The organism is Streptomyces sp. NPDC045899, from assembly GCF_056431485.1.
The window spans coordinates 12,469-31,538 of sequence record NZ_JBWKKP010000023.1 but is presented as its reverse complement, the minus strand read 5'-3'; the positions used below and the strand labels follow the sequence as shown (position 1 = coordinate 31,538).

Genomic DNA, 19,070 nt, shown 5'->3' with positions numbered 1-19,070 from the left:
TGCGCGCGCCGCCTTGGCCGGTCCCTGCACGTCCTTCGCGGAGGGGGCAGGGCGCGACAGCATCACGGGGATGCTTCCGTCTCCGGGCAGGCGCCTTCCGCTCCTCCGGAAAGGATGGGCGGCCCACCGGAATCGGACGGATTCAGTAACCCATTCCGGTGATGAGGAAGGCAACACTCCGGACAGGGGCTCACCCGAACGGACGAGTCGGGCATCCCAGGACGCCCCCTTCCGGAGCATCCGGAAGGGGGCGGAAAGGGGCGCGAGCGGGGGCCTGTTGAAGCGCCCCGGGGCCGCCGCTAGCTGTCCTGCTTGATCATGTCGGCGCACTTCTCGCCGATCATCATCGTGGTGATGCACGGGTTGACGGCGACCAGGTGCGGCATCACCGAACCGTCACACACCCGCAGTCCGCTCACCCCCTTCACCCTCAAGCGGGGGTCGAGCGGGGCCGAGACATCGTCGGGCGCGCCCATCTTCACGGTGCACGCGGGGTGGTAGACGGTGTTGTGGGTGTCGCGGATGTAGCCGAACAGCTCCTCGTCGGTGGTCACCCCCGGCCCCGGGGCCAGTTCGGCGCCCGCCCAGGCGGCCAGTGCGGGCCGCGCCGCGATCTCCCGCGCCAGCCGCAGTCCGTACGTCATCACGCGGATGTCGTGTTCATGGGTGAAGTAGCGGGGGTCGACGCGGGGTTTGTCGCGGAAGTCGCGGGTGCGCAGCCGGACGGTGCCGGTGGAGCGGGCGCGGGTGACGTTGGGGGTGAGGCAGAAGGCGTTCTCGGAGGTGGGGTAGCCGTGCCGGTAGGTGTTCATGTCGAAGGGCACCGAGCCGTAGTGGAACATCAGGTCCGGCCGGTCCAGACCGGGTTCGGTGCCCGCGAAGATGCCGATCTCCCACCACTGGGTGGAGCTGGTGACCATGGGCTGCTCGGCCTCCCACATGATCACCCCCTCCGGATGGTCCTGGAGGTTCTCGCCCACACCCGGCGCGTCCACGACCACCTCGATACCGCTCTCGCGCAGATGGTCCGCCGGGCCGATACCGGAGAGCATCAGCAGCTTCGGGGAGTCGATGGCACCGCAGGAGACGATCACCTCCCGCCGGGCCCGCGCCCGCAGGGTGTGGATCAGATCGGGGGAGAGGTAGTCGACCCCGGTGCAGCGCCGGTCCGCGTCCAGCACCAGCCGTTTCGCCTGCACCCCGGTGCGGATCTCCAGATTGGGCCGCTTCCCCATGATCGGGTGGAGATAGGCGACGGAGGAGGACTGACGGGTGTTGTCCTCATCGGAGTTGATCTGGAACCAGTGCGCACCGCGGACCACGGTGGTGCCGGTGTTGAACGGGGTGGTGGGGATGCCCGCCTCGGCGCACGCCTCCAGCAGCGCGGCCCCGCACGGGTCCTTGGGCGGCACGGTGCGGATGGTGACCGGACCGCCGCGCCCGTGGTGGTCGCCGGGCGCGTCATTGGTCTCCAGCCGGCGGTACAGGGGGAACGTCTCGGCGGCGTTCCAGCCCGTACAGCCGCCCGCCGCCCATTCGTCCAGATCCTCGGCCGGGGCCCAGAAGGCGATACAGGAGTTGTGCGAGGAACAGCCGCCCAGCACCTTGGCGCGGGCGTGCCGCATAAAGCTGTTGCCGCGCTCCTGCGGCTCCACCGGATAGTCCCAGTCGTAGCCGGACTCCAGCAGCCCCATCCAGCGGTCCAGCCGCAGTACGTTGTCGTCGCCGACGTCGGAGGGGCCCGCCTCCAGCAGACACACCGTGACCGAAGGGTCCTCGCTCAGCCGCGCCGCGACCACATTGCCGGCCGTACCGCCGCCGACCACCACATAGTCGAACTCGTCCATGGCTTCTCCTCCTTCGGTTCCGTTCAGTCGCTGACGGCGGGGACGGGGGTGCCGGACGGCTCGGTGCCGGCCACGGCCGCGTGCTCGGCCAGTACGCCGGTGCGGTGGCGCTGGACGAACCAGTAATAGGCGAAGCCGCCGAGCGCGACGGTGCCCACGAAGAGGAACGCGCCCCAGCGCAGATACCAGTGGTGCGGCGGGGCCGCGTTGTAGACCGCGTCCCGCGGCCAGGCGAGGTTGAGCATCATCCCCGCACCCCACAGCACCGCGAGCAGATTGACCGGCAGCCCGAACCGGCCGAGGGAGAACCGCCCCTCGCCCGCCGGGGTCCACCGCCCGCGCAGCCGCGCCACCAGCATCGGCAGCGTCACCAGCAGATAGGCGAGGTAGATCATGATGATGCCGATGCTGGTCACCACCGAGAAGATCTGCGGCTGGCGGATGTTGACGGCCAGTACGGCGAGCGCCAGCACCCCGACGATCACCGCGGGCAGTACCGGGGTCTTGAAGCGCGGGCTGACCCGCGCCATCAGCGAGGCCGCGGGCAGGTTGTTGTCCCGTGCCATCGCGAACGCCAGCCGTACGGCGGCGGTGTGCACGGCCAGCGCGCACACGGTCACCGCGATCAGCACGCACCACAGCATCGCCTTGCCGACCGTCGGGCCCAGTACGTCGAGCACGATGTACTGCAGTCCGTCGGTGGACAGCCCCTCGCCGGTCAGACTGCCCACGCTCATCAGCCCCAGCAGCAGGATCAGCCCGCCCAGCACGAAGGAGGCGATGAGCGCGCGCAGGATCGCGCGGGGCGCGTTGCGCGAGGGGTCCAGGGACTCCTCACCGAGCGAGGCCGCGGTGTCGAAGCCGTACATCACGTACGCGGAGGCCAGCGAGGCGGTGAGGAAGGCGCCCAGATAGCCGAGGCCCTGGCCGGAGCCGGTGTGCGCGGTCTCGGTGACCACCTCCGGACCGCGCACCACATGGACGGCGAAGAGCACGATCAGCACCACGGTGGCGATGAGTTCGAGGAAGACGCCCGCGGTGTTGATCCGGGCCATCAGCTTGACCCCGAAGGCGTTGACCAGGGTGGTGAAGAGGATGAGCACGGTGGCCAGCAGCACCGCGTTGGCGGCCGTGTCGTACTGGCCGCTCCCGTCCCCGACGAACTGGAAGGACGAGGAGATCTGCGGCAGCGTCAGCTGGTACGCCAGGGCCACCGCGGCCAGCGAGACGATCGAGGCGACCAGCATCATCCATCCGGCCAGCCAGCCCACATGGGCGTTGCCCAGCCGTTTGGACCAGTTGTAGACCGAGCCCGCGACCGGATAGCGGGCGGCCAGCTCGGCGAAGCACAGCGCCACCATGAGCTGTCCGCCGAAGACCATCGGCCAGGACCACCAGTAGGCGGGTCCGCCCTGGCCGTAGCCGAAGTAGAAGAGCTGGAAGGTGCCGGTGAGGATGGAGATGTAGCTGATCCCGGCGGCGAAGGTGTGGAAGTTGCCGAGCGTTCTCTTCAGTTCGGGGCGGTAGCCGAACTCCGCGAGTTCGGCGTCATCCTGGGATGGGGGCATGTGCGGACTCCAGAATTCAGGCGAACCAGCCCTGGGGGCGGGGACGGGTGTTGCGCCAGATGTGCTTGGTCTCGCGGTACTCCGCGAGACCGCTGGGCCCCAGCTCCCGCCCGGTCCCGGACTGTTTGAACCCGCCCCACTCCGCCTGCGGCAGATAGGGGTGGTAGTCGTTGATCCATACGGTGCCCAGCCGCAGCCGGGACGCGACCCGCTGGGCCCGCCCCTCGTCACCGGACCACACCGCCCCCGCGAGTCCGTAGATGGTGTCGTTGGCCAGCCGGACCGCCTCGTCCTCGGAGGCGAAACGTTCCACCGTGAGCACCGGGCCGAAGGATTCGTCGGCCAGTACCGACATCCCGCTGTGGCATCGGTCCAGTACGGTCGGCAGGTAGTAGTAGCCGTCCGCCAGGGCCGGGTCCTGGGGCCGGGCGCCGCCGCAGCGCAGCCGCGCCCCCTCCGCGATCCCCGCCGCCACATACGCCTCGACCTTGGCCCGGTGCGCAGCCGAGATCAGCGGACCGGTCTGGGCCCGCTCGTCGAACGGACCCCCCAGCCGGATGGCCCCGGCGCGGCGCACCACCTCCTCGACGAAGGCGTCGTGCAGCGAGTCCTCCACCAGCAGCCGGGCACCGGCCGAACAGACCTGTCCGGAGTGCAGGAAGACCGCGGTGAGCGCGTAGTCCACGGCCGTCTCGAAGTCCGCGTCGGCGAAGACCACATTGGGGTTCTTGCCGCCCAGCTCCAGTGAGGTCCGTTTGACGGTGCCCGAGGCCGCCGCCATGATCCGCCGCCCGGTCCGCAGTCCCCCGGTGAAGGACACCAGGTCCACATCGGGGTTGTCGGTCAGCGGCGCCCCGGCCTCGGCCCCCGGGCCCAGCACCAGATTGGCCACCCCGTCCGGCAGTCCCGCCTCCGCCAGCAGCCGCATCAGGGCGATGGCGGTGCTCGGCGTCAGCTCACTGGGCTTGAGGACGAAGGTGTTGCCCGCGGCCAGCGCGGGCGCCACCTTCCACGAGGTCTGCAGCAGCGGGTAGTTCCACGGGGTGATCAGGGCGCAGACCCCGACCGGTTCATGGACCACCCGGCTGACCGCGTCCGCCAGACCGGTGTCCACCTCCCGGTCCACCTCGGTGCGGACCAGGGTGCCGAAGTAGCGGAAGCAGGCCGCGACATCGTCGATGTCGAGTTCGCTTTCCACCAGCCGTTTGCCGGTGTCGAGGGACTCGGCGCGGGCGAGCCCGGCCCGGTCCCGCTCCAGCAGGTCCGCCACGCGCAGCAGCAGATCGCCCCGGACGGCCGCCGGGGTGCGGGGCCACGGCCCCTGGTCGAACGCCTGCCGGGCCGCGGCCACGGCCTCGGCCGCGTCCTTGCCGCCGCCCTCGTCGACGACCGCCACCAGCGAGCCGTCGGCCGGGCAGCGGATCTCCCGGGTGCGCTGGTCGATCGCCCCGGTCCACTGGCCACCGATGAAGAGATCACTCACGGGCATTCCTCCGCTTCCGGGGTGGGGACGTGCTCGGTCACCCACTGGTGGAAGGCGCCGATGTGGTGCTCGCTCGGGACGAGCACCCCGCCGCGCCGGTACGCCCGTGAGTGCATCGCGGGCTGGGTGCGCTCACAGGCGTCGAAGTCCTGGGTGTTGACGCGGTGGAACAGTTCGACCGACTTCGACAGGTCCCGGTCGGAGGCCACGACGTCCGGGGCGTAGAGCCAGTCGCACTCCACCAGCGTGCGATCGGCGGCGAGCGGGAACATCCGGTGGACGATCACATGGTCGGGCACCAGGTTGATGAAGACCTGCGGCCGCACCGTGATCGCGTAGTAGCGGCGGTCCTGCTCCTCGGCGATCCCGGTGATCCGGTCGAACCCCGCGCTGCCGTCCACCGTGAAGCCCTCGGCCTCCTGGGCGAACTCCGCGCCGTGGCCCACGAAGTACTGGGCGGCCAGACCGTCGGCGAACTCCGGGAGCACCTCGGTCAGCTCCGGATGGATCGTGGCGCAGTGGTAGCACTCCATGAAGTTCTCGACGATCAGTTTCCAGTTGGCCCGGATGTCATAGCTGATCCGGCGCCCCAGGGCGAGCCCCGCCACGTCGTACCGCTCCACGGCCTCGGCGTCGCCCAGCCGTTCGGCGACCGACCCGATCACCGTCTCCTCGAAGGACGGTGGCTCATCGGCCAGGCACACCCAGGCGTAGCCGAGCCATTCGCGCAGCCTCACCGGGATCAGCCCGCGTTCGACCCGGTCGATATCGGGCATCTTCTGGAGGTTGGGAGCGGCGGTGAGCCTGCCGTCCAGATCGTAGGTCCAGGCGTGGTACGGGCACTGGAGCGAGCGCCGGACCGTACCGGACTCCTCGGTGCACAGCCGGGCGCCGCGGTGGCGGCAGATGTTGAGGAACGCGCGCAGCTCACCGCGGCGGTTGCGGGTGATCAGCACGCTTTCCCGGCCGACCTGCACCGTGCGGAACGCTCCGGGGCGGTCCAGGTCGGCGCCGCGCACGGCGCAGTACCACAGGGCCTCGAACAGGTGCTCCTGCTCCTGGCGGAAGACACCGGGAGAGGTGTACCAGTGGCCGGGAAGCGTGGTGATCAGACTGGGGGATGTGGCGGCGGGGGATTCGGGGGCCACGGTCATGGGGTTCTCCTCAGGCGGGCGCGGCGGTTCGGCCGGCGGGTTCGAAGAGCCGAAAGGGGATACGGACGCCGGGAGGTCAGCGGCGGATCCGCGTCATCCGCGGATCGAAGAGGGGCTCCTCGGCGACGGTCGCCGGGACCTTCTCGCCGAAGTACTCGATGTGCACGGCGGTGCCGGGCACCGCGGCCGCGGCGGGCAGCCAGGCGTACGCCACCGTGCGGCCGACGGTGTAGCCGTAGGCGGCGCTGGTCACGTAGCCCGCGGGCACACCGTCGACGAGCACCGGCTCGCTGCCCATCACCAGGGCGGCCGGGTCATCCAGGGTGAGACAGGCCAGCCTGCGCCGCGCGGTCTCCGCCGAGCGGCCCTCGAGCGCGGCCCGCCCGATGAAGTCGCCCTTGTCCATCCGGACCGCGAAGCCGACCCCGGCCTCGTACGGGTCGTGCTCGGTGGTCATGTCATGGCCCCAGGCGCGGTACCCCTTCTCCAGCCGGAGGCTGTTGAAGGCCGAGCGTCCCGCGGCGATCACACCGTGCCGCGCTCCCGCCTCCCACAGGGTGTCCCACAGCCGTAGGCCCATATCGGCGGTGGTGTACAGCTCCCAGCCCAGTTCACCGACGTAGCTCAGCCGCATCGCGGTGACCGGTACATGGCCGAGGTGGGTCCGCCGGGCCTTGAAGTAGCCGAACGCGCCGTGCGAGAAGTCATCGCGGGTGAGCGGCTGGACCAGGTCCCGGGCGAGCGGGCCCCACACCCCGATGCAGCAGGTGCCGGGGGTGATGTCGGCGATGTGGACGTCGTCCGGTGCGCGGCGCAGCAGCCAGTCCAGGTCGAGACCGCTGTTGGCGCCCACCTGGAAGCGGTTCTCCGCCAGCCGGGCCACGGTCAGATCGCTGCGCACCCCACCGGCCTCGTCCAGCAGCAGGGTGTAGGTGACCGAACCGGGCTTCTTCGCCAGCTGGTTGGTGGTCATCCGCTGGAGGAAGGCGAGCGCGCCGCGCCCGCTGACCTCCAGCCGCTTCAGCGGCGTCATGTCGTACAGCGCGACCCGCTCCCGGGTGGCCCGGGCCTCGGCGGCGGCGATCGGCGACCAGTAGCGGGCCGACCAGGCGTCGCGCTCGGGCAGTTCGATGCCGTCGGCGAGCGGGGCGTTGGCCTCGTACCAGTGCGGCCGCTCCCAGCCGCCGCCCTCCAGGAAGTACGCGCCCAGCTCCCGCTGGCGGACATGGAACGGGCTGACCCGCAGCGGGCGGGGCCGCTCCATGGGCTGGAGCGGGTGGATGACGTCGTAGACCTCGGTGAAGTTCTGCGCGCCGCGCTCGGCCACATAGGCGGGGGAGCGCTGGGCGTCCTCGAAGCGGTAGAGATCGCAGCCGTGGACATCGGTGGTGGTCCGCCCGTCGGTCATCCACTCGGCGACGGCCTTGGCGACGCCCGCGGAGTGGGTCACCCACACCGCCTCCGCCAGCCAGAAGCCGCGCACCTCACGGGATTCGCCGATGACCGGCATCCCGTCGGGAGTGAAGGAGAAGACGCCGTTGAACCCCTCCTCGACCCGGCTGGCGCCGAGCGCCGGGAGCAGTCCGACGCTGTCCTCCCAGCTGGGCGCGAAGTCCTCGGCGGTGAACGGCAGCGAGGAGGGCATCACGGGGGCGTCGTCGTAGGCGGGTACCCCGGCCGCGTCGACCGGCATCGGCCGGTGCGCGTAGGAACCGATGCCGATGCGGTCGGTGTGCTCGCGGTAGTACAGATCACGGTCCTGGAACCGCAGGATCGGCCGGTTCGCCTCGGTGCGCGGGTCGTTCAGGCCCGCCAGCTCCGGCAGCGGCGCGGTCCTGGCGTACTGGTGGGCCAGCGGCAGCAGCGGAACCGGCACCCCGGCCATCTCGCCGATCAGCGGCCCCCAGAACCCGGCGGCGGAGACCACGATGTCGGCGTCGAAGCGGCCCCGGTCGGTGAGGACACCGGTGACCCGGCCGTCCTCCTGCTCGATCCCGGTCACGGTGTGCCGGTCCAGGAAGCGGGCACCGCGCCCGGTGGCCCGCTCCACCTGGGCGCGGGAGGCGAGCAGGGCGCGGGCGAGCCCGTCGTCCGGGGTGTGCAGACCGCCGAGGATCCGCTCCCGGTCCAGCAGGGGCCACAGCTCCGCGCAGCGCTCGGGGGAGAGCAGTTCGGCCCGCACTCCCCAGGAGGCGGCGAGTCCGGCCTTGCGGTGCAGATCGGCCCAGCGCTCCTCGCTGGTGGCGATCTCCAGTCCGCCCACCGGGTTGAAGCAGGGCAGTCCGTCCACCTCGAGGGCGGAGAACTTCGCGACGGTGTAGGCGGCGAAGTCGGTGAGGGTCTTGGAGGGGCTGGTCTGGAAGACCAGTCCGGGCGCGTGCGAGGTGGAGCCGCCGGGCGCCAGCAGCGGCCCCTGCTCCAGCACCGTGACCTCGCTCCAGCCACGGGCGGTCAGTTCGTCGGCCAGCGAGCAGCCGACGATACCGGCGCCGATGACGATGACGCGCTGCTGCCTGTCGGTCGTCCGCCCGTTCACAGGACCACCACCGACCGCAGCACCTCGCCGCGCTGCATCTTGGCGAACGCCGACTCCACCGCGTCCAGGGCGATGGTCTCGGTGATGAACGCCTCCAGGTCCAGTTTGCGGCTGAGGTGGAGGTCGACCAGGACGGGGAAGTCCCGGCTGGGCAGACAGTCGCCGTACCAGGAGGACTTCAGGGCGCCGCCGCGGGAGAACAGGTCGATCAGCGGCAGGTCGATCCGCATCTCCGGGTCCGGTACGCCGACCTGCACCAGCACCCCGGCGTGGTCGCGCATATAGAAGCCCTGGCGGTAGGTCTCGGGGCGGCCCACCGCGTCGATGACCACATCGGCGCCGAAGCCGCCGGTCAGCTCGCGCACCGCCTCGACCGGGTCGGTGCCGCGGGAGTTGACGGTGTCGGTGGCGCCGAAGCGGGTGGCCGCGTCCAGCTTCTTGTCGTCGATGTCGACGGCGATCACCCGGCGGGCCCCGGCCAGCGAGGCACCGGTGATGGCCGCGTTGCCGACCCCGCCGCAGCCGATGACGGCCACCGTGTCCCCGTTGGAGACCTGGCCGGTGTGGACGGCCGCGCCGTAACCGGCCATCACCCCGCAGCCGATCAGGCCCGCCGCCTCGGGACGCGCGGACGGGTCGATCTTCACCGCCTGGCCCGCCGCGACCAGGGTCTTCTCGGCGAACGCCCCGATGCCCAGGGCCGGGCTGAGCGGGGTGCCGTCCGCGAGGGTCATCGGCTGGGCGGCGTTGCGGCTGTCGAAGCAGTACCACGGGCGGCCCCGGCGGCAGGAGCGGCAGCCGCCGCAGGGTGCGCGCCAGGCCAGGACGACGTAGTCGCCGGGGGCGAGCCCGGTGACGCCCGGCCCCACGGCCTCCACGGTCCCCGCCGCCTCGTGCCCGAGCAGATACGGGAACTCGTCACCGATCGCGCCCTCCCGGTAGTGCAGATCGGTGTGGCACACCCCGCACGCCTGGACGGCCACCAGCACCTCGCCGGGGCCGGGATCGGGCACGATGATCGGCACCACCTCCACGGGGGCGCCCTTCTTGACCGCGACGGCGGCGCGGGCTTCTTGCGGCATGGCTCACTCCTCTGTTCTCCTGCGCTCGCAGGGACCGGTGCGTGGGGAGCTGGCATGGCGGACTCGAGACGCGGTAACGGCGGCCGGTTCAACGGTCGCTGGTTACCCTCGAGTTGCGTATGGCGCGGCGTGTTGCGCGATGGGAGACATCCTGAAAGTCGCTCCCCCGCGCGGTCAAGAGGTACGCGTAAACCACCTGTAACGGCGTGTTGGCATCGCATGTCGGCCCTGCGTACGGGCGTTTCCGCGGTGCGGAGGGCATACCGACGACGAGGGGGCCGGACGGATCCGGCCCCCTCGTGGCGGTGGTGGTGGCGGTGCGGCGGTCAGCCGGGGAAGCCCATCCTCCGGGACAGCTCCTCCGCCGTCTTCACGGCGTATTCGGCGAGGTCGGGGAGGCGGCTCTGGGCCATCCGGTAGGCCGGTCCCGAGACGCCGATGGCCCCGATGACCGCCCCGTCGTGGCCGCGCACCGGCGCTGCCACCGCGTTCAGCCCGATCTCCAGCTCCTCGCAGGAGTAGGCGAAGCCGCGCTCCGCGGCCGTCTCCAGCTGCTGCCGCAGCTCGGCGGAGGTGGTGAGGGTGTGCTCGGTGAACCGCGGCAGCTTCCGTGTCACCAGCCGCTCCCGCCGCTCGCCGGTCAGATGGGCGAGCAGCACCTTGCCGCTCGCGGTGGCGTGCAGCGCGGTGCGGCGGCCCAGCCAGTTGAAGGCGGTGACCGCGGCGGCGCCGCGCGCCTGCATGATGTTGACCGCCGCGTCGCCGTCCAGTACGGCGATATTGGCCGTCTCACCGGTCTCGTCGGCCAGCGCCCGGCACACCGGGGCGCCCTCCTGCGAGATGTCCAGGCGGATGGCGGCGGCGCCGGCGAGTCTGAGCACCCCCGCGCCCAGGTAGTACTTCCCCCGTTCCCGCTCCTGGCCGACCAGCCCGCGGTTCTCCAGGACGCCGAGCAGCCGGAAGGCGGTCGACTTGTGCACCCCCAGCTCGTCGGCGATCTCGGTCACTCCGGCCTCGCCCAGTTTGGCGAGGATCTCCAGGACGCTGACCGCCCTGTCCACCGATTGCACTGCCCCGGCGGTCCCCCGCTTCTCCTCGGCCCGGTCCTCGGTCGTCTTCGTCATGGTTCTGATCTCACCATCCGGCGGCTTCGCGTGGGGCCCCTCGACGGGGAACTCTTGACGGCTGCCTTCCCGATCTGGATTCTGTTGCGCATCGCGCTTTCCGATGCGCCATTCAGAACGCATGATACCGATCAACGTGAGGGGGGCCAATGATTCCCGTCTGCCGTATCGAGGACCTGCCGGAGGGCGAGTCGGTGCGTATCGAGGCCGGCGAGACCGGCGGGCCGATCGCCGTGTTCCACTCCGAGGGCGCGTTCTACGCCATCGACGACACCTGCAGTCACCAGGACGCCTCCCTCTCGGAAGGCTGGCTGGAAGGCTGCTATGTCGAATGCCCGCTGCACGCGGCCCTGTTCGACCTGCGCTCCGGCATGCCCACCTGCCTGCCCGCCCGCAAGCCCGTACGGACCCACGCTGTCACGGTCGTCGACGGAATGCTGTATGTCCACCCCGCGGTGCACGGTGTTCCCGCCGAGCCGGTCCACGCGGTCCAGGAAGAAGCCGTCGCATGAGGACGGTCACCGTCGTCGGGGCCTCGCTCGCCGGACTGCACGCGGCGCGGGGCCTGCGCTCCCACGGTTTCGACGGGCGGCTGGTGATCGTCGGGGAGGAGCGCCACCGCCCCTATGACCGCCCGCCGCTGTCCAAGGAATTCCTCACCCGTCCCGGAGATCCGGACGGCGACCCCGCCCCGCTCGCCCTGACCGATCCCGAGGACGAGGCCGAGCTGGACGCCGAGTGGCTGCTCGGCATCCGGGCCGAGGCACTGGACCCCGCCGCGGGGGAGGTCCGGCTCGCCGGCGGGCGCACCGTCCGCACCGACGGCGTGGTCATCGCCACCGGCGCCGCGCCCCGCACCCTGCACGCCACCGCCCTCCCCGGGGTGCACACCCTGCGCACCCTCGACGACGCCGCCCGGCTCCGCGCCGAACTGCGCGCGGGCGCCGCCCGGGCGGTGGTGATCGGCGCCGGGTTCATCGGTGCCGAGGTCGCCTCCTCCTGCGCCGCCCTGGGACTCGACGTCACCGTGGTCGAGGCGGCGCCGCTGCCGCTGGTGCCCCAGCTCGGCACGGAGCTGGCCGGGGTCTGCGCCGCGCTGCACCGCGCCGGCGGGGTGACCCTGCTGTGCGGCACTCAGGTGGCGACCCTGCGCGGCACCGACCGGGTCACCGGTGTGGAACTCGCCGACGGCCGGGTGCTCCCCGCGGACGTGGTGGTCGTCGGCATCGGCGTGCGCCCCGTCACCGGCTGGCTGGAGGGCTCCGGGCTCGGCCTCGAGGACGGGGTGCTGTGCGACGAGGGCTGTGTCACCGCGCTGCCCAATGTGGTGGCCGTCGGCGATGTGGCCCGGCTCGCCCGGCCCGGCACCGGACGCACCGTCCGCGCCGAACACTGGACCAGCGGGATGGAACAGGGTGGGGTGGCCGCCCGCAATCTGCTCGCCGGATCCACCGTCGAGCCGTTCACCGCGCTGCCCTACTTCTGGTCCGACCAGTACGGCGCCCGGATCCAGTACGCCGGGCGGCGCGACCCCGGTGACACCGTCCGGATCGACGAGGGTGACCCCGCCGACCCCGGTGCCGGACTGCTGGCGGTCTACGAACGGGACGGCAGCCCCACCGCCGTGCTCGGTATCAACCGGCCGCGGCCGTTCATGCGGCTGCGCCGCGAGCTCGCCCGCGCTCCGCAGCCGGCCGGGCGGTGATCCGCTGCGCCGTGCGCGCCTCCCGGCGCCGGCGGCGCAGCTCCCGCGCCGTGCTGCTGGGCCGGGACACCACCCCGTAGCGCTGGTTCCAGACCTGGCGGGTCACCCAGACGTCCAGCACGCCCCAGGTCGCCACCACCGTGCTCGCCACCGTGGCGAGCACGGCGGGGAAGGCGAACCACGAACCGGCGAAGGTGCACAGCACCGCCACCATCGCCTGCACCAGCGTCACCGCCACGATGATCACCGCCCGCACCGCCGCCGTGCGGACCGGGTCGGGCAGCCGCCTGCGGCGGGCCGGCTCCTCGGTCCACAGCGGCCGGGCGGCCCGCACCGGGATGTCGCGATCCTTGTCCATGGCGTCGTGTACGGCGTCCATGACGCTCCACCCCTTCCCACGGCTGCCCCGGCCCGCCTGCCCAGATAGCGGTACTTGGGACGTATGCCCCCTTGATGTCCCCCGTAACGTCACGAACGGCGGACGACGGAAGTTCCCCGCCCCGGAGGGTGGGGAGAGGAAAACCGGCCAACACTCCCCGCTTACGACCACTCGAAGAGCGGCAGGTGGGTGCCACGAACCGGGGGGTAAGTCGGACAATGGCCCGACAACTCCCGATCATGAAGGGTGGGTTGATCACTGCATCAACCGGACAGCCCTTCGAGATGGCCGACATGCAGTAGTAGGCTCGCGCCCGCTCGTTGTCGGAACATCGAACACCGCCCCCGTGCAAGGGGGTTGACGTTGGGGAGGCCATGCGCTTTCGCGGGAAGTCCATCCGCCGGAAGATCGTGGCGCTGTTGCTGGTGCCGCTTGTCTCACTGACGGCAATCTGGGCCTTCGCTACAGTGATCACTGGTCGGGAAGCGATGCAGCTGCTGGACGCATCGGACATCATCGACAAGGCGGGCCAGCCGGCGGAGGAAGCGGTGCACGCCGTCCAGAAGGAACGGCGGCAGACCCTCATCCTGCTCGCGGATCCCCGCCAGTCGGACGCGCTGCCCGTGCTGCATACACAGCAGCGCAAGACCGATGAGGTCATCGGCACCCTGCGGGAGGCCGCCGCGGACGGCGACGTACGCGACCTCATGAACGGCGACTCCCGGGACCAGCTCGGCGCGATCCTCAAGGCGGCCGACGGCCTCGACAGTCTGCGCCGGAAGGTCGAGGACAACGGCATCACCCGGACCGCAGCGTATGAGTACTACAACAAACTCGTCGACCTCTGCTACACGTTCCGCAGTTCGCTGCATGCCGTGCCCGATACCGACCTGGACAAGCAGGGCCGGGCACTGGTCGCGATGATCCGCGCCCGGGAGGCGCTCTCCCGCGAGGACGCCCTCTACGTCTCGGGGCTCACGGCGCGCAAGATGACGCTGGCCGACCTCCAGGCGATGTCCGACCTCATCGCCGAGCGCACCCTGCTCTACGAGACCAATCTGCCGATCCTGCCCGCCTCGGAGCAGAAGATCTTCGCCGACTACCGGCGCACCAACTCCGCCCCCGCCGCGCTGCGGATCGCCGAGGGCAAGATCCTGTCCACGATGGATCCCAAGGTGGCCATCAAGGCTCTGGACCAGGAGCACTGGGAGGCCGCCGCGGGGCCGGTGCTCAACGACTACGACCGGCTCGGCGACGAGGCCACCGACCGGCTCCAGGACCGGATCGACCCGGTCGCCAACAGCGTGATGCTCAAGGCGGGCGCGGCCGGCATCCTCGGTCTGCTGGCCCTGGTCATCTCGGTCTTCGTCTCGTTCCGGATCGGCCGCGCGCTGGTCCGCGACCTCTCCGGGCTCCGCAAGGACGCCCAGGAGGTCGCCAGCGTCCGGCTGCCCAGCGTGATGCGCCGCCTCGGCGCGGGGGAGAAGGTGGACGTCGAGACCGAGGCGCCCCGGCTCGACTACGGCCCCGATGAGATGGGCCAGGTCGGCCAGGCCGTCAACACCCTCCAGCGGGCCGCCGTCGAGGCCGCCGTCAAACAGGCGGAGCTCCGCCAGGGCGTCTCCGAGGTCTTCGTCAACCTCGCCCGCCGCAGCCAGGTGCTGCTGCACCGTCAGCTCACGCTGCTCGACACCATGGAGCGGCGCACCGAGGACACCGACGAACTCGCCGACCTGTTCCGGCTGGACCATATGACCACCCGTATGCGGCGGCACGCCGAGGGCCTGGTCATCCTCTCCGGCGCCGCGCCCTCGCGGCAGTGGCGCAAGCCGATCCAGCTGATGGACGTGGTGCGCGCCGCCGTCGCCGAGGTCGAGGACTACGAGCGGATCGAGGTCCGCCGGATGCCCCGGCTGGCCGTCAACGGCCCGGCTGTCGGCGACCTCACCCACCTCATCGCCGAACTGCTGGAGAACGCGACCGTGTTCTCCCCGCCGCACACCGCCGTCCAGGTGCACGGTGAGCGGGTGGCCAAGGGCTTCACCCTGGAGATCCACGACCGTGGCCTCGGGATGACTCCCGACGCGCTCATGGAGGCCAACCTCCGGCTCGCCGAGACCCCCGAGTTCGAGCTGTCCGACACCGACCGGCTCGGTCTGTTCGTGGTCAGCCGGCTCGCCCAGCGCCAGGGCGTCCGCGTCTCGCTCCAGCCCTCGCCGTACGGCGGCACCACGGCCGTCGTCCTCATCCCCGGCACCCTGCTCAACGACGATGACGCCGGGGACGACGACGCCGACCGCGGCCGCGGGCAGAGCTACGACCGGCTCGGCCCGCAGAGCAGGCTCCAGGCGGTCCAGGAACGGACCGCCCCGTTCGAGGACCCCTCGGCGGCCGTGGCCTTCCCGTCCGGTCCGACCCGGACCCTGCCGCCGATCAATGGACCGGTCGAGCTCGAACCACCGGTCTCCCCGCACCCGGTCCAGGAGCCCGAGGAGGACGAGGAACTCGGCGGGATCTTCCGGGCCCGTGGGCTGCCCGGCCAGCGCCCCGTCCCCGAGGCCGAGCGGCACCAGCCCGCTCCGCAGCCACTGCCCGGCAACGGCCCCGCCCCGCTGCCCCGCCGCGTCCCGCCGGTACTGGTCTCCGACCACGGCCGCCCGGTCGAGGGCAATGCCTCCAGCGGGGGCCGGCACGCCCGCCCGCACAGCGTCGACCAGCCCTCCCGGGCCGAACGGCCGGACCCGGCCCAGGGACCGGCCCCGGTGGCGCGGGGACAGGCACCGGGCCAGGGCCAGGGATACGGCTCGGGGCACACACCGGGACCGGGCCAGGACCGTGGCCCGTCCTGGGCGGCGGACCGGACGCCCGAACGTCCGGTGCCATCGCAGCGTTCGGCCTCCGGACTGCCCCGGCGCGTCCGGCAGGCCAGCCTGGCCCCGCAGCTGAGGAACGACCCCACGCAAGCGAACGAGGCGGACAGGTACCCTGCGGACACCGATCCCGAACGGGAGGCCGAGCAGGCGCGGGCCACCATGGCCTCGCTCCAGCGGGGTTGGCAGCGCGGTCGGCGGCAGACGGGCAGCGGTCCCGGGGCGCCGGACACAGCACCAGGAACGACACATGAGGGGGACGGTCGATGACCGCATCGAACGCCGCAGCACGGAACGCCTCGGCACGGACGTCGGGCGAACTCAACTGGCTGCTTGACGAACTGGTCGGACGGGTGGGCAGCATCCGCAAGGCGCTGGTCCTGTCCGGGGACGGTCTGCCCACCGGCGGCTCCCGGGATCTGTCCCGGGAGGACGGTGAGCACCTGGCCGCCGTGGCGTCCGGGTTCCACAGCCTCGCCAAGGGCGTCGGCCGCCACTTCGACGTCGGCCGGGTGCGGCAGACCATCATCGAACTCGACGACGCCTTCCTGTTCGTCACCGCGGCGGGCGACGGCAGTTGCCTGGCGGTGCTCGCCGACGCCGACTCCGATGTCGGACAGGTGGCCTACGAGATGACGCTGCTGGTGAAGCGGGTGGGCGCACATCTGGGCTCCGCTCCGCGCGCCGGCGGGTGACGGAGGCCGGGGGACATGACCCGAGGCGGGGAACAGACCGGCCGTTGGTTCGACGACGCTGCCGGACCGGTGGTCCGGCCCTACGCGATGACACGGGGGCGCACCCGCAGCGCCGCGGAGGGAAAGCTCGATCTGATCGCGGTCGTCGTCGCCGACGCTGTGCACCAACGGACCGTCACTGACCAGACGTTGTCCCCGGAGCACATCGACATCGTCGAGATGAGCCGCGGTACCCCACAGTCCGTCGCCGAGCTGGCGGCCGAACTCGACCTGCCGGTCGGGGTGGTCCGTGTACTCATCGGTGACCTGCTCCACGCGGCACTCGTCCGAGTGTCCCGGCCAGTACCTCCGGCGGAACTGCCGGACGAGAGGATTCTGCGCGAGGTGATCAATGGTCTACGGGCACTCTGACCTAGGCCGCTCTCCCATCGTCGAACCGGTCACGCTCAAGATACTTGTGGCGGGCGGCTTCGGCGCCGGTAAGACGACCCTGGTGGGCGCGGTCAGCGAGATCAAACCGCTGCGCACCGAGGAGCTCCTCACCGAGGCGGGCCGGCCGGTCGACGACATCGCGGGGGTGGAGGGCAAGAAGACCACCACCGTCGCGATGGACTTCGGGCGCATCACGCTCCGCGAGGACCTCGTCCTCTACCTCTTCGGCACCCCCGGACAGGACCGTTTCTGGTTCCTGTGGGACGAACTCGCCACCGGTGCGCTGGGCGCGGTGGTGCTGGCCGACACCCGGCGGCTCGAGGACTGCTTCGCCGCCATCGACTACTTCGAACGGCGCGGTATCGCCTTCACGGTGGCCGTCAACTGCTTCGAGGGCGCGGACCGCTACCCCGAGGAGTCGGTGCGCGACGCGCTCGACCTCGACCCCGGCACCCCGGTCATCCTGTGCGACGCCCGTGAGCGCGAGTCCGTCAAGAACGTCCTGATCTCGGTGGTCGAGCACGCGATGCTGGCCTCGGCGACCCGGCGCTAGCGCCCCGTCCCGGGCCCGGCGCGACCACGGCCCGTACCCCGCCGTCCGGGGTACGGGCCGTCGCCCATGCCGGTGGTGTCCGGCAGGCGCTACGCCTCGGCGTCCGCCGCCCGGCCCTGGTCACCCCGGTCGTCCTTGTGCCAGCCGAAGCTGCGCTCCACCGCCATGCGCCAGTTGCCGTACTCGCGCTCCCGCTCCGCCGCCTCCATCCGCGGCGTCCATTCGGTGTCGCGCTGCCAGTGGGTCCGCAGCTCGTCGAGGTCCTGCCACACCCCGGTGGCCAGCCCGGCCGCGTACGCCGCGCCCAGACAGGTGGTCTCGGAGACCACCGGACGGATCACCGGGACACCGAGCACATCGGCCTGGTGCTGCATCAGCAGCCCGTTGGCGGTCATCCCGCCGTCGACCTTGAGCGTGGTGATCCGCACCCCGGAGTCCTGGTACATCGCGTCGACCACCTCACGCGTCTGCCAGCTGGTGGCCTCCAGTACGGCCCGGGCCAGATGCGCCTTGGTGACGTACCGGGTCAGACCGGTGACCACGCCCCGCGCGTCGGAGCGCCAGTACGGGGCGAACAGCCCGGAGAACGCCGGGACGATGTACGCCCCACCGTTGTCGGACACGCTCGCGGCCAGCGGTTCGATCTCGTCCGCGGAACGGATGATGCCCAGCTGGTCCCGGAACCACTGCACCAGCGCCCCGGTGATGGCGATCGAGCCCTCCAGACAGTAGACGGGCCGCTCACCGCCGAGCCGGTAGCCCATCGTGGTCAGCAGTCCGCTCTTGGAGGGCACCGGACGGTCGCCGGTGTTCAGCAGCAGGAAACTCCCGGTGCCATAGGTGTTCTTGGCCTCGCCCACGCCGTAGCAGGTCTGGCCGAACACCGCGGCCTGCTGGTCACCGAGGGCAGAGGCCACCGGCACTCCGGCGAGCTGGCCCACCGCCGTGCCGTACACCTCGGCAGAGGAGCGGATCTCCGGCAGCATCGCCTCGGGGATGTTCATGGCGGACAGGATCGAGCCGTCCCACTGAAGGGTTTCCAGGTCCATCAGCAGGGTGCGTCCGGCGTTGGTGACATCGGTGACGTGCACCCCGCCGTCGGTGCCGCCGGTGAGGTTCCAGATCAGCCAGGAGTCGATGGTGCCGAAGGCGATCTCACCGAGTTCGGCGCGGCGGCGCAGCCCGGGGACGTTGTCCAGCAGCCAGGCGGCCTTCGGCCCGGAGAAGTAACTGGCCAGCGGCAGCCCGGTGGTGTCCCGGAAGCGGTCCTGGCCGTGTTCGCCGCCGAGCTCGTCGCAGAGCGCGGCGGTACGGGTGTCCTGCCAGACGATCGCGTTGTGCACCGGTTTGCCGGTGGACCGGTCCCACAGCACCGTCGTCTCGCGCTGGTTGGTGATGCCCAGCGCGGTCAGCTGGTCCGCGCGCAGCCCGGCTTTGGCGAGTGCACCCGCCACCACCGCCTGCACCTTGGCCCAGATCTCGGTGGCGTCATGCTCCACCCAGCCCGGCTTGGGGAAGATCTGGCGGTGTTCACGCTGGTCGACGGCGACGATCCGGCCGCCGTGGTCGAAGATGATGCAGCGGCTGGAGGTGGTGCCCTGGTCGATCGCGGCCACAAAGGTGTCCGAGCGGTTCGGCATGG

At 71.4% G+C, this 19,070-nt stretch carries 15 protein-coding genes; 6 read left to right on the top strand and 9 right to left on the bottom strand.

The genetic code is table 11. The features are described 5' to 3' along the window. Positions 1-299: 299 nt before the first annotated feature. The 7 genes from AC07FT_RS28030 to AC07FT_RS28000 form a co-directional block, all read right to left on the bottom strand. Complete coding sequence (locus AC07FT_RS28030) at positions 300-1,847, bottom strand: GMC family oxidoreductase (RefSeq protein WP_479178648.1); 1,548 nt, start codon at positions 1,845-1,847, stop codon at positions 300-302. A 23-nt stretch (positions 1,848-1,870) separates the two neighbouring features. Beyond that, positions 1,871-3,415 (bottom strand): APC family permease, encoded by a 1,545-nt coding sequence (locus AC07FT_RS28025; protein WP_471204751.1) that lies wholly within the window; start codon positions 3,413-3,415, stop codon positions 1,871-1,873. A gap of 16 nt (positions 3,416-3,431) precedes the next feature. After that, on the bottom strand, positions 3,432-4,898 hold the full coding sequence (locus AC07FT_RS28020; protein WP_479178646.1) for an aldehyde dehydrogenase family protein: 1,467 nt from the start codon (positions 4,896-4,898) through the stop codon (positions 3,432-3,434). Beyond that, positions 4,895-6,052, bottom strand: a complete 1,158-nt coding sequence (locus tag AC07FT_RS28015) for an aromatic ring-hydroxylating oxygenase subunit alpha (protein ID WP_479178644.1) — start codon at positions 6,050-6,052, stop codon at positions 4,895-4,897. Before AC07FT_RS28015 ends, AC07FT_RS28020 begins: the two co-directional genes overlap by 4 nt. Positions 6,053-6,128: 76 nt before the next feature. Beyond that, on the bottom strand, positions 6,129-8,588 hold the full coding sequence (locus tag AC07FT_RS28010; RefSeq protein ID WP_479178643.1) for a GcvT family protein: 2,460 nt from the start codon (positions 8,586-8,588) through the stop codon (positions 6,129-6,131). Further along, positions 8,585-9,670: an S-(hydroxymethyl)mycothiol dehydrogenase gene (locus AC07FT_RS28005; RefSeq protein WP_479178641.1), complete on the bottom strand. Its 1,086-nt coding sequence runs from the start codon at positions 9,668-9,670 to the stop codon at positions 8,585-8,587. The genes AC07FT_RS28010 and AC07FT_RS28005 overlap by 4 nt, the downstream gene beginning before the upstream one ends. 326 nt (positions 9,671-9,996) lie before the next feature. Beyond that, positions 9,997-10,794 (bottom strand): IclR family transcriptional regulator, encoded by a 798-nt coding sequence (locus tag AC07FT_RS28000; protein WP_471204741.1) that lies wholly within the window; start codon positions 10,792-10,794, stop codon positions 9,997-9,999. 149 nt (positions 10,795-10,943) lie between these two features. Here AC07FT_RS28000 and AC07FT_RS27995 point away from each other — a divergent pair, with 149 nt between their 5' ends. Beyond that, positions 10,944-11,306 (top strand): bifunctional 3-phenylpropionate/cinnamic acid dioxygenase ferredoxin subunit, encoded by a 363-nt coding sequence (locus AC07FT_RS27995; protein ID WP_471204739.1) that lies wholly within the window; start codon positions 10,944-10,946, stop codon positions 11,304-11,306. Continuing rightward, positions 11,303-12,499 carry an NAD(P)/FAD-dependent oxidoreductase gene (locus AC07FT_RS27990; protein ID WP_479178639.1) on the top strand — a complete coding sequence of 399 codons (1,197 nt, stop codon included), beginning with the start codon at positions 11,303-11,305 and terminating at the stop codon, positions 12,497-12,499. Before AC07FT_RS27995 ends, AC07FT_RS27990 begins: the two co-directional genes overlap by 4 nt. On the opposite strand, the gene AC07FT_RS27985 is transcribed toward AC07FT_RS27990, so the two are convergent. Continuing rightward, entirely contained in the window at positions 12,447-12,878 is a 432-nt protein-coding gene (locus AC07FT_RS27985) for a hypothetical protein (RefSeq protein WP_471204735.1), read from the bottom strand. The genes AC07FT_RS27990 and AC07FT_RS27985 overlap by 53 nt on opposite strands. Positions 12,879-13,252: 374 nt before the next feature. Here AC07FT_RS27985 and AC07FT_RS27980 point away from each other — a divergent pair, with 374 nt between their 5' ends. From AC07FT_RS27980 to AC07FT_RS27965, 4 genes are read left to right on the top strand one after another with little or no spacing between them, the layout of a single operon-like run. Continuing rightward, positions 13,253-16,018 carry a nitrate- and nitrite sensing domain-containing protein gene (locus AC07FT_RS27980; protein ID WP_479178637.1) on the top strand — a complete coding sequence of 922 codons (2,766 nt, stop codon included), beginning with the start codon at positions 13,253-13,255 and terminating at the stop codon, positions 16,016-16,018. Beyond that, a complete protein-coding gene (locus AC07FT_RS27975; protein WP_254747528.1) occupies positions 16,015-16,443 on the top strand; it encodes a roadblock/LC7 domain-containing protein in 429 nt (142 codons plus the stop codon). Before AC07FT_RS27980 ends, AC07FT_RS27975 begins: the two co-directional genes overlap by 4 nt. A gap of 15 nt (positions 16,444-16,458) precedes the next feature. After that, positions 16,459-16,854 (top strand): DUF742 domain-containing protein, encoded by a 396-nt coding sequence (locus AC07FT_RS27970; protein ID WP_254747530.1) that lies wholly within the window; start codon positions 16,459-16,461, stop codon positions 16,852-16,854. Then, complete coding sequence (locus tag AC07FT_RS27965; protein ID WP_471204731.1) at positions 16,835-17,428, top strand: GTP-binding protein; 594 nt, start codon at positions 16,835-16,837, stop codon at positions 17,426-17,428. The genes AC07FT_RS27970 and AC07FT_RS27965 overlap by 20 nt, the downstream gene beginning before the upstream one ends. A gap of 89 nt (positions 17,429-17,517) precedes the next feature. On the opposite strand, the gene glpK is transcribed toward AC07FT_RS27965, so the two are convergent. Then, positions 17,518-19,068: a glycerol kinase GlpK gene (gene glpK / locus AC07FT_RS27960; protein WP_479178635.1), complete on the bottom strand. Its 1,551-nt coding sequence runs from the start codon at positions 19,066-19,068 to the stop codon at positions 17,518-17,520. Positions 19,069-19,070: the final 2 nt, after the last annotated feature.

Excerpts from the sequence above, each read along its gene's own strand:
- AC07FT_RS27985 (WP_471204735.1), bottom strand. The coding sequence starts at position 12,878 with ATGGACGCCGTACACGACGCCATGGACAAGGATCGCGACATCCCGGTG.
- AC07FT_RS28015 (WP_479178644.1), bottom strand. The coding sequence starts at position 6,052 with ATGACCGTGGCCCCCGAATCCCCCGCCGCCACATCCCCCAGTCTGATC.
- glpK (WP_479178635.1), bottom strand. The coding sequence starts at position 19,068 with ATGCCGAACCGCTCGGACACCTTTGTGGCCGCGATCGACCAGGGCACC.
- AC07FT_RS28030 (WP_479178648.1), bottom strand. The coding sequence starts at position 1,847 with ATGGACGAGTTCGACTATGTGGTGGTCGGCGGCGGTACGGCCGGCAAT.
- AC07FT_RS27980 (WP_479178637.1), top strand. The coding sequence starts at position 13,253 with ATGCGCTTTCGCGGGAAGTCCATCCGCCGGAAGATCGTGGCGCTGTTG.
- AC07FT_RS28000 (WP_471204741.1), bottom strand. The coding sequence starts at position 10,794 with ATGACGAAGACGACCGAGGACCGGGCCGAGGAGAAGCGGGGGACCGCC.
- AC07FT_RS28005 (WP_479178641.1), bottom strand. The coding sequence starts at position 9,670 with ATGCCGCAAGAAGCCCGCGCCGCCGTCGCGGTCAAGAAGGGCGCCCCC.
- AC07FT_RS28025 (WP_471204751.1), bottom strand. The coding sequence starts at position 3,415 with ATGCCCCCATCCCAGGATGACGCCGAACTCGCGGAGTTCGGCTACCGC.
- AC07FT_RS27975 (WP_254747528.1), top strand. The coding sequence starts at position 16,015 with ATGACCGCATCGAACGCCGCAGCACGGAACGCCTCGGCACGGACGTCG.
- AC07FT_RS27965 (WP_471204731.1), top strand. The coding sequence starts at position 16,835 with ATGGTCTACGGGCACTCTGACCTAGGCCGCTCTCCCATCGTCGAACCG.
- AC07FT_RS27995 (WP_471204739.1), top strand. The coding sequence starts at position 10,944 with ATGATTCCCGTCTGCCGTATCGAGGACCTGCCGGAGGGCGAGTCGGTG.
- AC07FT_RS27970 (WP_254747530.1), top strand. The coding sequence starts at position 16,459 with ATGACCCGAGGCGGGGAACAGACCGGCCGTTGGTTCGACGACGCTGCC.
- AC07FT_RS27990 (WP_479178639.1), top strand. The coding sequence starts at position 11,303 with ATGAGGACGGTCACCGTCGTCGGGGCCTCGCTCGCCGGACTGCACGCG.